Annotated in this window: 18 protein-coding genes; 5 read left to right on the forward strand and 13 right to left on the reverse strand. The window is 50.8% G+C overall.

From position 1 onward, the window contains the following. Positions 1-19: 19 nt before the first annotated feature. Both AC5SLM_RS04495 and AC5SLM_RS04500 read left to right on the forward strand, forming a co-directional pair. Positions 20-292: a type II toxin-antitoxin system Phd/YefM family antitoxin gene (locus AC5SLM_RS04495; RefSeq protein WP_495249739.1), complete on the forward strand. Its 273-nt coding sequence runs from the start codon at positions 20-22 to the stop codon at positions 290-292. Beyond that, on the forward strand, positions 289-618 hold the full coding sequence (locus AC5SLM_RS04500; RefSeq protein WP_495249740.1) for a type II toxin-antitoxin system RelE/ParE family toxin: 330 nt from the start codon (positions 289-291) through the stop codon (positions 616-618). Before AC5SLM_RS04495 ends, AC5SLM_RS04500 begins: the two co-directional genes overlap by 4 nt. Positions 619-727: 109 nt before the next feature. Here the strand turns inward: AC5SLM_RS04500 and AC5SLM_RS04505 are convergent, their stop codons facing one another. Further along, positions 728-868, reverse strand: a complete 141-nt coding sequence (locus AC5SLM_RS04505; RefSeq protein ID WP_495249741.1) for a hypothetical protein — start codon at positions 866-868, stop codon at positions 728-730. On the opposite strand from AC5SLM_RS04505, the gene AC5SLM_RS04510 reads away from it, so the two are divergent. Further along, positions 851-1,543: a hypothetical protein gene (locus AC5SLM_RS04510; RefSeq protein WP_495249742.1), complete on the forward strand. Its 693-nt coding sequence runs from the start codon at positions 851-853 to the stop codon at positions 1,541-1,543. The two genes, AC5SLM_RS04505 and AC5SLM_RS04510, sit on opposite strands and share 18 nt — an antisense overlap. On the opposite strand, the gene AC5SLM_RS04515 is transcribed toward AC5SLM_RS04510, so the two are convergent. The 8 genes from AC5SLM_RS04515 to AC5SLM_RS04550 form a co-directional block, all read right to left on the reverse strand. Further along, the gene (locus AC5SLM_RS04515) at positions 1,524-2,012 is read right to left on the reverse strand and encodes a 2-thiouracil desulfurase family protein (RefSeq protein WP_495249743.1); all 489 of its coding nucleotides are present in this window, start codon (positions 2,010-2,012) and stop codon (positions 1,524-1,526) included. The two genes, AC5SLM_RS04510 and AC5SLM_RS04515, sit on opposite strands and share 20 nt — an antisense overlap. Further along, positions 2,009-2,713 (reverse strand): DNA/RNA nuclease SfsA, encoded by a 705-nt coding sequence (gene sfsA / locus AC5SLM_RS04520; RefSeq protein ID WP_495249744.1) that lies wholly within the window; start codon positions 2,711-2,713, stop codon positions 2,009-2,011. The genes AC5SLM_RS04515 and sfsA overlap by 4 nt, the downstream gene beginning before the upstream one ends. Next, positions 2,692-3,831: an aminotransferase class I/II-fold pyridoxal phosphate-dependent enzyme gene (locus tag AC5SLM_RS04525; protein WP_495249745.1), complete on the reverse strand. Its 1,140-nt coding sequence runs from the start codon at positions 3,829-3,831 to the stop codon at positions 2,692-2,694. The genes sfsA and AC5SLM_RS04525 overlap by 22 nt, the downstream gene beginning before the upstream one ends. Positions 3,832-3,902: 71 nt before the next feature. Beyond that, the gene (locus tag AC5SLM_RS04530) at positions 3,903-4,556 is read right to left on the reverse strand and encodes an energy-coupling factor ABC transporter ATP-binding protein (RefSeq protein WP_495249746.1); all 654 of its coding nucleotides are present in this window, start codon (positions 4,554-4,556) and stop codon (positions 3,903-3,905) included. After that, complete coding sequence (locus tag AC5SLM_RS04535; protein WP_495249747.1) at positions 4,553-5,224, reverse strand: energy-coupling factor transporter transmembrane component T family protein; 672 nt, start codon at positions 5,222-5,224, stop codon at positions 4,553-4,555. Before AC5SLM_RS04535 ends, AC5SLM_RS04530 begins: the two co-directional genes overlap by 4 nt. Beyond that, positions 5,200-5,592 (reverse strand): hypothetical protein, encoded by a 393-nt coding sequence (locus tag AC5SLM_RS04540; protein ID WP_495249748.1) that lies wholly within the window; start codon positions 5,590-5,592, stop codon positions 5,200-5,202. Before AC5SLM_RS04540 ends, AC5SLM_RS04535 begins: the two co-directional genes overlap by 25 nt. Beyond that, complete coding sequence (cbiM, locus tag AC5SLM_RS04545; RefSeq protein WP_495249749.1) at positions 5,589-6,188, reverse strand: cobalt transporter CbiM; 600 nt, start codon at positions 6,186-6,188, stop codon at positions 5,589-5,591. Before cbiM ends, AC5SLM_RS04540 begins: the two co-directional genes overlap by 4 nt. After that, complete coding sequence (locus tag AC5SLM_RS04550) at positions 6,189-6,935, reverse strand: DUF4198 domain-containing protein (RefSeq protein ID WP_495249750.1); 747 nt, start codon at positions 6,933-6,935, stop codon at positions 6,189-6,191. A 179-nt stretch (positions 6,936-7,114) separates the two neighbouring features. Here AC5SLM_RS04550 and AC5SLM_RS04555 point away from each other — a divergent pair, with 179 nt between their 5' ends. After that, positions 7,115-8,395 carry a DEAD/DEAH box helicase gene (locus AC5SLM_RS04555; protein WP_495249751.1) on the forward strand — a complete coding sequence of 427 codons (1,281 nt, stop codon included), beginning with the start codon at positions 7,115-7,117 and terminating at the stop codon, positions 8,393-8,395. Beyond that, positions 8,392-8,856: a hypothetical protein gene (locus tag AC5SLM_RS04560; protein ID WP_495249752.1), complete on the forward strand. Its 465-nt coding sequence runs from the start codon at positions 8,392-8,394 to the stop codon at positions 8,854-8,856. Before AC5SLM_RS04555 ends, AC5SLM_RS04560 begins: the two co-directional genes overlap by 4 nt. Positions 8,857-8,882: 26 nt before the next feature. On the opposite strand, the gene AC5SLM_RS04565 is transcribed toward AC5SLM_RS04560, so the two are convergent. The 4 genes from AC5SLM_RS04565 to AC5SLM_RS04580 are packed head-to-tail and all read right to left on the reverse strand — an operon-like array spanning position 8,883 to position 14,858. Next, a complete protein-coding gene (locus AC5SLM_RS04565) occupies positions 8,883-10,148 on the reverse strand; it encodes an NAD(P)/FAD-dependent oxidoreductase (RefSeq protein ID WP_495249753.1) in 1,266 nt (421 codons plus the stop codon). Beyond that, positions 10,145-10,504: a hypothetical protein gene (locus AC5SLM_RS04570; protein WP_495249754.1), complete on the reverse strand. Its 360-nt coding sequence runs from the start codon at positions 10,502-10,504 to the stop codon at positions 10,145-10,147. Before AC5SLM_RS04570 ends, AC5SLM_RS04565 begins: the two co-directional genes overlap by 4 nt. A gap of 9 nt (positions 10,505-10,513) precedes the next feature. Next, complete coding sequence (locus tag AC5SLM_RS04575; protein ID WP_495249755.1) at positions 10,514-13,177, reverse strand: cation-transporting P-type ATPase; 2,664 nt, start codon at positions 13,175-13,177, stop codon at positions 10,514-10,516. Then, positions 13,164-14,858 (reverse strand): SulP family inorganic anion transporter, encoded by a 1,695-nt coding sequence (locus AC5SLM_RS04580; protein WP_495249756.1) that lies wholly within the window; start codon positions 14,856-14,858, stop codon positions 13,164-13,166. The genes AC5SLM_RS04575 and AC5SLM_RS04580 overlap by 14 nt, the downstream gene beginning before the upstream one ends. Positions 14,859-14,966: the final 108 nt, after the last annotated feature.

The following is a 14,966-nucleotide window of genomic DNA, read 5'->3' on the forward strand; positions in this document are numbered from 1 at the left end:
AAGACCGAAGGAGGGTGTGATGCAAATTGTCAACGACATTAAATCCGTTACTTATTTAAAAAGCAAAGCAGCCGATGTGCTTAAACATATCAACGAGACCCATAGACCCATGATTATCACGCAAAATGGTGAAGCCAAAGCAGTGATACAAGACCCGCAAAGCTACGAAGATATGAGAAATGCAATCTCCCTCATGAAGCTCCTTTCTTTTGCCGAAGAAGATATTAAAAATGGCAACACCCACAGCGAAGAAGAGGTATTTCACGCCGTAGAAGAACTGCTTAGAAAATGAGCGAGGCACATAAGCTAGAGTGGACTTCAAGTGCTAAAAATGATCTTTTAGCCATCGTTGCTTACATCAAAAAAGAGCGTCCTGACACCGCAAGTGCTGTCTATCAGAAAATAAAAACATCTGCCAATTCAAGCAATTTTTTTCCTTTAAAAGGCCGCATTGTCCCCGAACTCCAAAAGGAAGGCATCACCTTGTATAGAGAGATTGTTGTAGCACCTTGGCGCATTATTTACAAAGTAGGAAAGGAAACCGTCTATATCATGGGGGTTATTGATTCAAGACAAAACGTTGAAGATGTTTTGCTGCAAAAACTGTTAAAAAGCTAGTGCCAAGAAAATTCTCTTCCCGTAAAACCCCCTTACATGTAAACCCAAAACCCTGTATAATACCCCTACTTTAACACAAGGGTTTCCCATTCTTCCTTTTCACACACCCCTAGCAGACCAGTTTCGTCTCTTTTGCCACCACAACGCCATCACCGACCCCGCTACGGCTCTTGAGCTTTTTGCCATTTTTGGCGGGCTTGATGATGTCATCGACCCAAGCAAGCCCCTTGAAGTGCTCATCGAAGAGCATATCTTGGTGCCTTACAAACAACTCCATTCGCTCATCACCCACTTTACAGGAAGTAACCCTTTATACCACAAAGTGCTCACGGGTGTGGCCCAAGGGGATGGCCGCACCGCGTTTAAGCGCGCCAATGTGAGTCCAGTTGAGGGCATGCGCGCCGTAGAAGCCATGAGTGAGGCGGGATTTTTACGTACCGAAGCGTGTTTTAAAAACCCAGACCAAGAACGCCTGAGCTTCACCTTGCCCTTTTTTCGGTTTTGGTTTGCCTTTGTTTCACCCCTGTTTAAGGGCATCGTCCAAGGCGACTACACAGAGTTTACCACGCACTTTGCCGAGCGAAAAGGCGAATTTACCCAACGCACCTTTGAACAGCTTTCCCAGCTTTTCATCCTCGAAAGCCTCCCCGAAGCCATGAGCGTACGCGCCTTTTGGAACAGCAACCTTTACATTCCCCTTATCGTTACATGTAAAGAAGGCACCACCCTTGTGGGCGCCTTTAAACACAGCGTCCAAAAGATGAAAAAAAGCGACCTTTCCACCCTCCAAACCCTCGCCCAAAACGCCAACATCCACGCCGATGGCTACGTCCTTGTGGCAAAAGGCGGGTTTTCAAGCGAACTCAAAAACCAACCAAACGTCCACCTCTTCACCCTAAAACACCTCAAACGGCTGATGTCCTAAGATACGCCCACGCTTCTTCAAGCTGGTTTTCGCTAAACACGGCGATGCCAGCTTCTCTTAGCGCGCTCGCACATACGCCCTCTCCTGCGACTTTCACGCCTCCAAAGGTGCCATCATAGATGCGCGCACTTCCGCACGAAGGGCTGCCTTCTTTTAAGATAGCCATTCGCGCGCCGTGGTGTTTTGCTAAAGCTACAACCTCGTGCGCGCCTTTAACAAACGCTTCACTCACCTCCTTGCCTTGCACGTCCACCACGCGTGCTTTACCCGCTAGCACCTGCGCACCACTTCCCTTAGGACTAATCTCCGCAGGCGGGCGCGGCGTGGGCAGTCCTCCAAGCATCTCAGGACACACTGCCACCACGCGCCCGTCTTTTTCCCACTGCTGTAAATACGGATGCACGCACCTGTTTTCACCCCCATCATACCGCACCCGTTCGCCTAAAAGACACGCACTGACTAGTATCATCCTGCCTTCTTTTTGCCAAGGTAAAGTGTGTTACATGTAAGGCACGTTTGGTACACCAAAGCTTCCACGCCTGCCTCACGGGCTTCTTCAAAGGCTTTGGCGTACGCAGGGTCGATTTCGTGCGCTAAACGAAAAGGCAGCGCCTCACTCCGCCCGATGACATACACCATCACCGCCCGATGTCCCGCGCGCTTCATGGCGGCAAGTTCGTGCAAATGTTTCGTCCCGCGCGCACTCACCGCGTCTGGAAAGGCAAAGGTATCGCCAAGGCGCAAGGTCACGCTTTTAACTTCCACGTAGCACATCTCCTCACCCCGTTGAAGCAAAATATCGATGCGCGAACGCTCCCCGTAACGCTGTTCGGGCGTGAGGCTCTCGTACCCTTGAAGTTCCTGAATCACACCGTTTTGGATGCCCTCAATAACAAGCTTATTGGCCCAGCCTGTGTTCACACAAATCAATCCACTGCCCACATCGCTGAGTTCCAAGGTGTAGGCCAATTTGCGTTTGGGGCTTTCGTGGTGGCTCACCCACACGGGACACCCTTGCGCGATGGTCGAGGTCATCGCACCCGAATTTGGCACATGGGCAGTGATGGTTTGTCCATCTTCTAGCACCACATCGGCCAAAAACCGCTTGTAGCGCTTCAGCAGCGTACCTTGAAACAAAGGAGGAAACATCACCGTTGCGAAGGAAGCCATTTTTCTTCCAAACATTGCCCAAACACGTCAAGCCCCTCCTTAATCCCTCTGCGTCCAAAGCCGATGCGAAAATGGTCCTTAGGCGTAGGCAAAAGCTCGGAGCGGTAGATGGAAGGAGGCAGCAACAAGACACCGTATTCTTGGATGAGCAGTTGACACAGCGCTTCCACTTCCCCTTTTCCTGTGTATTTAGGGTAAGCCACGCAGCTGCCATCAGGATGGTTCCACGTAAAAAGCGTCGGATACTGGGCAAAAAACGCATCCAGTTTAGCAATGTTTTCTGCCAATAACGCGCGGTTTGCTTCAAGAATTTTCGCGCGGTGATTCAAGGCGATGAGCGCCAACGCTTCACTGGGCGCACTGTTGCAAATGGAAAGGTAGTGTTTGTAGCGCTCAAAGGCCGCAAGGGCGTGGGTATCTTGGCTAGCCAACCAGCCGATGCGAAGCCCTGGAAGCCCGTACGCTTTTGACATGACATTTAGCGAAATCCCTTTTTCGTACACATCTGCAATCTGTGGAATCCGCTTGCGCTCATCCAATTCCAACAACCGATACACCTCATCGCTAAAAAGGTAAAGGTCGTGTTTGCGGCACAAAGCGATGAGCGTCGCCAAATTTTCATGGCTGATGATGGCCCCCGTGGGGTTGTTGGGAAAATTCATGGAAATCAGTTTCGTGTTGGGGCGAATGGCACGTTCAAGGGCTTCCATGTCAGGTTGCCACCCTTTCTCCTCCAACAACGCCACGCCGCTCACCTCACAACACTCCAAAGGAAGACTTTCGGCAGATTGGTAGTTAGGCACAAAAACAATCGCGTGGTCATCTTTAGTAAGTAAGGTGCGCATGGCAGTGTAAATGCCCTCTTGCGCTCCCGCAAAACAAAGAATATGCTCTTGGGTAAGCGTGTCGTACGTCTGAGCGATAGCCTGACGCAAACGCGGATCGCCCCATGGCTGCGTGTAACTTAGGGGCGTATGTTCAAACATCTCCCGCTCTTTAGGGGAAGCCAGACTAAGCAAGGTTTGAACAGACATGCTCTGCACATCCGAAGCGGTAAGGTGATGGGTAGCGTCAAACTCCCATTTGGAAAAAAAGACTTCTAAGGCAAAAGGGCGCATACTTTCCTCATTTAGCAAGGTGTTACATGTAACAGACTTCTTTTTATTAAGGAGGCTATTATACAAAAACCTTAGCGTGTACGCGTCAGTCCTTTAGGACACATTTCATACACCCCATCCACCACCGAGTCGATGAATTCTTGATGGTGAGAGACGATGATAATGCTTTTGTCGATTCCTCTCAAAATCTCCACCAAGCGTTGCTGCATGAGCGCGTCTAGTCCATTGGTCGGCTCATCCAACAAAAGCAACTTGGGTTCGGTAATCAAAACACCCGCTAACGCGACCAGTTTTTTCTCCCCGCCCGAGAGGTGGTACACGACCTTTTTAGCCAAGTGCGCGATGCCCAAATCTTCGAGCATCATCCGTGTTTTTAGGCGCGCTTCTTCCACACTAACGCCATTGACTAACAAGCCAAACGCCACGTCATCTTCCACGATGGGCGAGAGAAATTGGTTGTCCGAATCTTGAAACAAATACCCCACCACAAACCGCAAAGGCCCGTAGTCTTTCTCGCAGGTCATGGGTTGATGAAACAGCTCCAACGTTCCCCCTTGGGGTAAACGAAGTCCTACAAGGGTTTCTAACAAGGTGGTTTTACCGCACCCGTTTGGCCCAATGATGGCGATTTTCTCTTTGTGGGAAACGTCCAAGTTTATCCCCTCGCACAAGCAAACCCCATCGCGCCTCAGCGTCAGAGCACGAAGCGTCACCGAACAACTCATAACCACCCTCCTGCGTATAAGACCAAAGAAATACCACTCACCCCAAGCAATCCCCATTCACCCAGTCTTGGGCGCGGGGCGGCTTCAAGGGTATAGATGCGCCCTTGAAACTGGCGCACTTTCATGGTGTGCTGTAACTGCCCTGCACGTTCAAAGGCTTTGATGATGAGCATCCCCACAAATCCCGCTACAGTACGGTACGTGAGCAAGGTTGTTTTAGGGACAAATCCCCGCACCTTGGCGGTGTTTTTAAACTGCACGCATTCTCGCCGCAACAGTTCGATAAACTTAGCCGTGAAAAACACCATACTCACAAGCACATCTGGCAAACGCAACTGTTGCATCCCGCAAGCCAGTGCATTGGCATCTTTTTGGTCAAAACACAACAGCACAAAGGCCACCATGCAATTCGAACGCACCGCCACCAAAAGCGCCATGTCATGGGCACCTTGGAGCACAAGAGCGATGACCAAAACCGCCACTAACACATTCACTAACACTAAGGTTTTTAGCACGCGCCCTAGGGCATGGCGCTGGTACACCCCAAGCCACACAAGGGGCAAGAGCATCGCTAAAGAGAGGCTTTGCATGAGTGCCACACCACCACCATAAACCACCACCAACACCAAGGCAACAGCGGGATTCATTTGGGGCGCTTCATAAACCACAAGAGGCCAAAAAACACCCCAATGCCAAGCAAGGAAAGCAAGAACGGTAACGCCGTGCCCTCCTCTTCTTCAGGCACAGGATTTTCTAGCATGAGCTCTTGCTGGTGCCCCATGCCCCCTTCCACCACCACCCGCGATGCACCCGCGGGAAGGGTTAGCCACGCTTTGCCCTCTTCGTTGGTTTGGGTTTGCAAAAGCACCTTATCTAACGCCCCATACACAAAGACTTGGCATCCCTTGCAAGGGGCTGATTTACTAAAATACGCGCGCAGTTCTACCTTGCCTGCCTCTTCCTTAGCAAACACAGAAAGCTTGTGGGCGTACAAAGGTAAGACCAAACACCACAACACCACCACCAACCTTTTCACGAAGCGCGCTCCAAAAGGCGAGGGGAGACTTTTTGAACAAAAGCGAGGGCAAACAACGTGATGACACCCTCCATAACCATAAGGGGAAAATGGGCCACAAAAATCACTTTAGCCACCCCCACAAACGCCTCACCATTAAGGGCAAGTGCGAGAGAGAGCAACGAGGCCGAAACACCCAACGGGACAAACCCAACCAAAAACCACCACAAGGATTTGAACTTTTCCCTCTTTTTTGAAGCCTCAAAAAGCCCATAACCTAGCAAGGCAGGTGTGGCGATGTTAAAGACATTTACCCCAAGGGTGCTCACGCCCCCATAGCCAAACAACAATCCTTGAAGCAATAAGCCCACAAAGACCGCCACAAACACACGCATCCCTAAAAACGCCCCCACGATTCCCCCAAGCACCAAGTGCATGGAAGCGGGGCCAAGGGGAACATGAATAAACGAGGCGATGAAAAACAACGCACACAACACAGCCGTTTTAGGAATCTCTTCGTGGCGCAAGGTTTTAAAGGCCCAGCCTACTAATACCGTCGAAACCGCCGCGCCTGCTAGCAAGATTTCGGGGCGCAATACCCCTTCGCTGATGTGCATCTAGCGCATCTCTTCCGTTTTAAGCCACAGCACAGCACCCAGTTCTATGGGGTACTCTACCCCTTGATGCGCAAGGGTTTCATCATCTTCCAAAAGAGCGGCAAACCCCCACCATCCTGCTTTTGGCAAGGCCACATGAAAGATACCATTGGCATCTGCTTTGGTGACTTGGGTCACGTACATATCATTGGGCGCTTTGAGGCCTTTGGTGTTGTAAAACTCGATTTCGATTTCCGCAAAAGGCACAGGTTCGCCTTGGTAGAACACTTGGCCGCTAAAGAGATTGCCCGCGTACAACGAGTAAGGGCGCGAGAGAGGGATGATTTCTGCTTTAAAGCCCACGGGTTCGTCCCAGCCTTCGCCTGCTCCAAATGCGTCTACGATGGTTTTGGTCTGATGACGGATAAACTTTTCCTCCGCGGGTTCAAAGTAAGGCACAGGGTCTACGTAAAACTGGTACACCGCGGGTTCTTCCACCGTATAACTTGCTTCCCAATACTGCATGCCGTCTTTTTTCTTTGCGACCATTTTTTCCGCCAAGGAGATGCGCGCACCTTCCACAAACACACCCACGTCTTGAGGTTTTTCCATCTGCATAAGGCTTCGCTCAAAAGGGTGTGTAAACTCGTATTTAAGAGCTACTTTTGGGCTATCGCCTTGTTCTAAAACGCTTTTGTCCACGAGGACGGTTTGAAAATGCGCCAACAATGACGACACACAGGCTAGGACCAACACTGCGAACTTCATACGAACTCCTTGTATAAATATTATTCTTATTCATTCAGTGTTATTGTTACCATATGGAAGTAAAAAGGGGCTTAAAAAATCGTCATTTTGCACTATTTTTTTCACAAGGTTACCCTTTGAGTAGAACTCAAAGGCACGAACAGGTATAATCCCTTTTAAATCCCCCGAAGGAACCCCCAATGTCTTTTCACTCTCTTGGTCTTGATGCGCAGTTGTGCACGACCCTTGATGCCCTTGGCTATGCCACGCCCACGCCCATTCAAGCCAAAGTCATCCCCCTTGTGTTAGAAGGGCGCGACTTGATGGCTACGGCACAAACAGGCACGGGCAAAACCGCTGCGTACGTGTTGCCCCTGCTTCACGCACTCATGAACACACCCGCTTCCCCTGCCCTGCGCGGACTCATCCTTGTACCCACCCGCGAACTAGCCACCCAAGTGGAGCGAAGCGTACGCACCTACGGTCAACACGCAGGGTTTAAAAGTTGCGCTATTTACGGTGGAGCAAAACTTGCAACACAGGCCAAAAAACTCCAAGATGGGGTGCAGATTTTAGTAGCTACACCGGGGCGTTTGTTGGAGCACTTGAAACTGGGAAATGTCAGTTTAGAGAGCTTGCGCTTGGTGGTGTTTGATGAAGCAGACCGCATCTTAGACATGGGCTTTTGGGCCGACGTGCAAACCCTTGTTGCCCTTTTTCCCAAAAAACGCCAAACCTTGCTTTTTTCCGTCAACCTCAACAAATCCATCAAACGGTTTTCAGAGATTTGCCTTAAAAAACCCCTCACCATTGCCCTCACGCCCACCGTGCCAGATACCTCGCACATTGCCCAAACCTTTTACGGGTGCGACAAAGAGCAAAAAAACGACTTGCTCCCCTACCTCATCGGGTCGCGCAATTTTTCCCAAGTGCTCGTCTTTACTAGAACCAAAGGCAGTGCCGACGTTCTAGGTGCACACCTCAAAGAAAGCGGCCTAAAAACAGCTATTTTTCACGGCGACATCCCTTACGCCCACCGTGCCAAAGCACTCAATGCCTTTAAAGCAGGGTTGATTCGGGTGCTCGTCGCCACCGACATCGCTTCGCGCGGGCTAGACATTGAAAAATTGCCTGTGATTGTAAACTTCGACCTGCCACCTGATGCAGAAGATTACATCCACCGCATCGGACGCACAGGCAGAGCAGGAGAAAGCGGCGAAGCCTTTACGCTCGTCACACCTGAGGATAAAAGCAAACTCAAAGAGATTGAAGCCTTAGTAAAACGCACCTTTAAAATCGACTTTTTAGAAGGGTTTGAGGCCAAACGTTGGCACATCCCTAAACCCAAAAAGCAAGGCAAAAGGCCTGTCCAAAAAGGCAAAAAACCAGACGCCAAGCCCGGTAAAAAAACAAACCCAAGAACAGCAAAAACCGACACCAAACCCACCCAAAAATACTCCACCAAAAAGGCCAAACGATGAGCATCCCTTTAGAAAAACTCGACCACTTCAAGCGCTTTATCCAAGAAGAAACCAGTCCTCTTGGCACAAGCCCTTATGTGCTGATTTTAGTCGTTGAAGCGTATTATGAATTTGTCGCTGAAGCCCTTGTGCCCAACTCCTCGCGCAGTGTCACCCAGTTTAAACTCCTCGAAGAGCTTTTATCCCTTGGGCTTATTGACAAGCAAGCTTACACCATCATGAATGAAACACGAAAGCTAAAAAACGAACTCACCCATCGGTTGGACTATCGCGCTGGCGTGGCGTATTTGCATGATTTTTACAACAATTGCACCCTGCCTAACAAAAACGTCCCCAAGGACAAAAACGACCAAGAAGCCATCGATGCCGCTTTAAGTGAGGCGTTACGCAAGGGGTACAGTATCGTAGAAGCACTCCTAGGTGAAGCTGCGGTGAAAGAGCTAAGCACGCCCACCGCGTAAAACCGAGAATGAGCGAATGCATTGCTCTAGGGTTTTAAAATCCCCTGTGCGGCGCGGATGCCGCACGCCCATGCCGCGGTAATCCCTCGACTCGTCCCTGCGGCGTCACCGATGATGTACACATGGGGACGCACCGCAAAATGCCGGTTTAAAAAGGTGGGTTTATTGGAGTAGGTCTTAATCTCAGGGTAGTACAAAATCGTCGAAGGGTGCAACACGCCGGGGATGATGGTGTCAAGCATTTTCAAAGACTTCCAAATGTCCCGCAAGATTTTCGCGGGCATACTCAAAGACAAATCCGCCGCCACCGCATTTTTAAGGGTAGGCTCAAAGTCATAGAGGTCACTGTTAAAGGTCTCTTCTTTACTGCGTGAGCCCAAGCGAAAATCCCCCACCCGTTGCATAATGACCGAACCGCCGCTTAATTGCATGACCATTTCCCCTAAAATCTTCCCAAACTGCTGTCCGCTTACCACGGGTTCGGTAAGGCGAATGGTTTTAAGCATGGCAAAATTGACCAGGCCGTTAGGGGCGTGGTCGCGTGAAAGAGAGTGGCCATTGACCGAATAGTACCCTTTGTAGCTCTCCCGCACGATGTGGGCGCATCCTGAATTGGTACAAAAGGTGCGCACTTTACCCGGAAACAAAATCTTCGGGTCATAATAATCCCGCACGATGGGGTAGTTTTCTTCCTTGGTCTCCACCCGAATCCCAATGTCCACGATGTTGTCGCTATAGGGTACTCCCATGGCTTCCATTTGCTCTTGCAGCCATTCATAATCCCCGCGTCCAGGTGCTAACACCACGTCGCCAAACCCGACCCGTTCCCCAGAACCAAGCTCCACTTCTTTAGTCTCACCATGTACATGTAAGGCTTCGGTTTCTAAGGCTACTTCCACACCCAAGGTTTTAAGCTTTGCGATGAGCCCTTTAATGAGCGCGGAAGATTTATCCGTGCCCACATGGGCTTGGTCGATGCTCAAAATTTCCACGCCGATTTTTTGGGCGCGGGCTTGGTACGTAGCGATGCGCTGCTTGGTTTCAATAGCAGGGTTTAGGTGGGCTTTGACCTCTTCAAGCAAACCGTGGGCTTCTTCTTTGCCCCAATGCTCCAAGGGAAACCCCACGGGAAAGGTATAGTTTTGCTTACAATCGTTACGCAAGCCCCCTGAACTGATTTTTTTCTTTTCCAACAGCAAAACCGAACGGGTTGAGTTTTCCGCTAGCTTAAAGGCCGCGCCCAAGCCCGCAGGGCCCGAACCTACGATGATGACATCATAATAGGGCTTCATGAGGACTCCTTGAGTTTACGCGACACCAAGGCTTTCATGCTCTCTACGTCCTTGCACCCATTAAGTTCTTCTGCGCTAATCCAAGGGGTTACGCACGCACCCTCTTTGCGTAAAATGGCAGGCAAAGCAAGGTCTTTGAGGCCATAGCGCGCTTCAAGCTCGTCCGCGTGTAAAAATTCTTTCTCTACATGTACACTTTCCAAATACTCCTTCCACTCTTTGCGCATCCCCAAAGGGGTGTGGGTCACACCACACAAATTACACGCGTAAGTGCTTGGGGAAAAGAGCTTGTGGGCGATGTCGCCAAGGGTGTTAAACAACCCGCTGTTGGCGTTATAAACAAAGACGATGCTCATGAAATTCCTTTACATGTAAAGACGGCGCAAGAGCGCTTTTTCGGCTTCTACTATACCAAAAATCACCGCTCCGACACCCAAAGGAATGAGCCAATGGCGCAACAACAACTCTTCCGAACCAAACAAAACCTGCATAAACGGCGCGTACACAAACAGCAATTGCAACACCAAAAGCGCTCCCACGCATCCCCACGCAACAGGGTTGGAAAAAAGCCCTTGAAAGCTAAGGCTTGAAGTGCGCAAAAAGCGTGTGTTAAAAAGGTAAAAAATCTCCCCAAACACAAGGGTATTAACCGCGATGGTTCGCGCCACTTCCAAGCGCACCCCTTCGTGTATTTCATAAAAAAAGACGCCCATGGTCGCCCCGCCAATCAGCACAGAGACAAACCCGATGCGCCACACCAACACCCCATCCAAGATGCGCTCCCCGCTTTGACGCGGCGGACGGCGCATGATGTCGGGTTCTGAGGGTTCAAAAGAAAGGGCAAGGGCCAAGGTCACGGCCGTAACCATGTTGACCCACAAAATCTGCAAAGGGGTCAAGGGAAGGGCCAACCCAAACAACACCGCCACCAAAATCACCAACCCCTCCGCGCCATTGGTGGGCAAAATAAACACGATGGCTTTTTTGAGGTTATCGTAAATAGTACGCCCCTCTTTGACCGCCGCGGCAATGGAGCTAAAATTATCATCCGCAAGCACAATCTTCGCCGCCTCTTTGGTCGCTTCCGTGCCTTTGATGCCCATGGCTATGCCCACATCGGCCCGTTTAAGCGCAGGGGCATCATTGACCCCATCGCCCGTCATGGCCACGACTGCGCCACCCGCTTGAAAGGCCTTCACAAGACGGAGTTTGTGTTCGGGGCTGGTTCTGGCAAAAACGTTACATGTAAGGACTTTTTCACCCAAAGACGCCTCATCTGCCTTCTCAATCTCTTCGCCCGTGATAACCCTTTCGCTTGCAATGCCCATCTCTTTAGCAATCGCCATTGCCGTACCGCCGTGGTCTCCGGTAATCATCACTACCCTGATACCCGCACTATGGCACACGTTGATGGCTTCTATGGCTTCGGGTCGCGGTGGGTCTACGATGCCCGCCAATCCTAAAAACACCATCCCTTCTTGCACGTCTTCCATGCCCAATGTCTCTTGGTCCGCCGCTGCCTCTTTTGCGCACGCTGCTAACACCCGCAACCCTTGGGCACTTAAGGCTTCAATCTGCCCTTCCCAAAAAGCCTTATCCAAAGGCTCTAGCCCCGAAACACCCCATTGAAATGCGGCGCGTTCTAAAAGCCTATCGGGTGCGCCTTTCAGGAAAATCTCCCGCTTTTCACCCTCTACCAACGTCGCCATAAACTTATTTTCTGATTCAAAGGGAATGACCCCTAGGCGTTTGGCCTTTGGCGTCACGCCAAGTTTCATCCCAAATGCCCGCAGCGCCCCTTCGGTGGGTTCGCCCACTAGCTCCCATTTCTCCTCTTTTTGCACAATGTCCGCATCATTGCACAAGGCCATAGCACGGGCAAAATGCCCTAGCACGGGGTGGTCTTCAAGAACCACTGCCTCCCCTTCAAACTGCACCTCTCCCACGGGGGCATACCCTGTGCCGCTCACCCCATACATTCCCTTTGGTGTTACCACGTGGCGCACGGTCATTTCGTTACATGTAAGGGTGCCTGTTTTGTCTGAACAAATCACACTCACCGAACCCAATGTCTCCACGGCGGTCAGCTTTCGAGTGATAGCATTGCGTCTGGCCATGCGCTCTACCCCAAGGGCTAAGGTGATAGTCATGATGGCAGGAAGCCCCTCGGGAATGGCCGCCACTGCAAACCCGATGGCCGCTAAAAATACCTCTTCTAGCCCATAGCCGTGCAAGAGCCATCCCACCAAACCCAAAAAGACCGAAAACCCCACAATGGCAACAGAAAGCACTTTCCCAAAAGCTTCCATCTGAAGCGTTAAAGGCGTTTGCAGTGTTTCCACTTCTAGCATCATCGTTCCAATGCGCCCAATCTCACTGCGTGGGCCCGTGGCGGTAATGACCCCCACGCCACGCCCTGCCACCACGAGTGTGCTCGAATGGGCCATGCAAGAGCGATCCCCGATGCCCGCTTCCTTGGAGACAGGCTTGGTCTCTTTGGACACGGGGACGGATTCTCCTGTGAGCGCCGCTTCTTCGATGCGCAAACCCGTCACTTCCAAAAGACGCATGTCTGCGCTCACGCGGTCTCCTGAACGCAGGCGTACCACGTCTCCTTCCACCAAAAGTGCCGCGTCTATTTCACTCCATGCACCATCGCGCAATACCGTTGCTTTAGAAGCGAGCATTTGGCGCAGCCCTTCCAAGGCTTTTTCCGCTTTGCCTTCTTGCATAAATCCGATGAGGGCATTGGCTAACACCACCCCAATAATCACCCCTGTATCAATCCAGTGCTCCAGCACCGCCGTGAGCAGTGCCGCGCCCAAAAGCACGTAAATGAGCACATTGTGAAACTGGTAAATAAAACGCATCAACGCGCTCTCTTTGGGAGGTTCGCTTAGGCGGTTTGGGCCATCACGCTCAAGGCGCAAAGTGGCCTCTTGGGAACTTAACCCTTCAGGGGAACTCTTTACATGTAAAAGCGCCGCGTCCACCGTAAGGGCATGCAAGGGTGTGTCAATTTTTTTCATGGTGTACCGCTAGTGTGTTCGCATGGATGAGTGCTTGGTCAATGTGGTCAAAGATGTTTTCTTCCCCCACACGCCCGACAAATCCAAAGCGTTTTAAATCTTTAAGCAAGGGCGGTTGTACGCCTGAGAGCACCAAAACGGTTCCTTTGGTAACGCATTTTTCTTGAAATTCTTTGAGTGCATACATCCCCGTCGCGTCGATAAAAGGCACATGGCGCATCCGCAACACAAACACGCGGGGCGTCACCCCGATGGCATCTAGGACAAATTTTAAGCGATCGGCAATCCCAAAGAAAAAGGGGCCATTAATCTCATACACTTCCACCCCTTCTTTGATGGCTTTGTATTCAATCCCATCGGGGTCATTGAACGCTTCAGGCAAGGGTTCGTACGTGGCAATTTTGTTGTCCAAAATGGCACTGACGGAGATGATACGCTTGATAAACAAAATAGCCGCCAACACCACGCCCACTTGCACGGCAACCGTAAGGTCGATGAGCACCGTAAGCAAAAAGGTCGTCGCAAGAACAGCCACGTCGCTAGTGGGTGCTTTGAACAAGTGTTTGACATTCTCAATCTCCGACATATTCCACGCCACTACCATCAAAATCGCCGCCAATGCCGAAAGAGGAATCATGACAATATAAGGCGCCAAATAGAGCATGAACAGGATTAGCACTACCGCATGAATGATGCCAGAAAGGGGTGTTTTGCCCCCTGCTTTGATGTTGGTTGCTGTGCGGGCGATGGCTGCGGTAGCGGGAATGCCGCCAAAGGCGATGGAGCCTATGTTGGCAATCCCTTGGCCCAAGAGTTCGCTGTTGGAATTGTGGCGCGAGCCTATCATTCCATCGGCCACCACGGCGCACAACAGCGACTCAATAGCCGCCAAAAGGGCAATGGTCATGGCGGAGGGAAAAAGAAGTTTGATTTTTTCAAGGGAAATATCCATGGCAAAACTCGGGGTTGGAATAGTCGGTGAAATCTCCCCAAAACGGCTGTAAATGGTCTCCACCGGCAGGTTAAACACCTGTACCGCTACGGCCCCAAAAATGACCGCCACAATGGGTCCAGGCACTTTAGGAAACACCCGCTTTGTCCCCACAATCAACCCAATGCACGCAAGCCCCAACACCAAAGCAATCCCATTGGCTTGAAAAAGATGGGAAAAAATAACCTGCCATTTGGAGAGAAAATCTCCTGGCATTTGGTCAATCTTTAGCCCCAACATGTCGGCCACTTGGGAAGAAAAAATAAGCAAGGCAATCCCCGCGGTAAAGCCCGTGATGACAGGGTAAGGGATAAACTTAATAACTGCACCCAAACGAAACAAGCCCATCACGATTAACATCATGCCTGCCATCAGGGTCGCTAGGGCAAGTCCTTCGTACCCGTGCCGCAGCACAATGTCATAAATCACTACCACAAAAGCACCCGTCGGGCCGCTGATTTGCACCCGACTGCCGCCAAACAAGGAGGCCAGTATGCCCGCAACAATGGCGGTGATAATCCCTTTTTCTGGCCCCACACCACTTGCAATGGCAAAGGCCATCGCCAAAGGAAGCGCGACGATTGCGACGGTAATCCCTCCAAAAAGATCTCCACTAAGGTATTCTTTTTTATAGCCCGATCGCAGCACCAAAAACAGCTCTGGAACAAAGGATTTCAACAAAAGTTTCACGCTCTATTTCCTCTTGGTTTGAGTTCTTTAAGAACCCTTGACATGCCTTCAAAGCAACGCTTCAAAAGCTACGCTAAGCTCTGCTTGCAAAAATACATTTTCTACAAG

This window comes from Sulfurospirillum sp. HTRB-L1, from assembly GCF_059415125.1.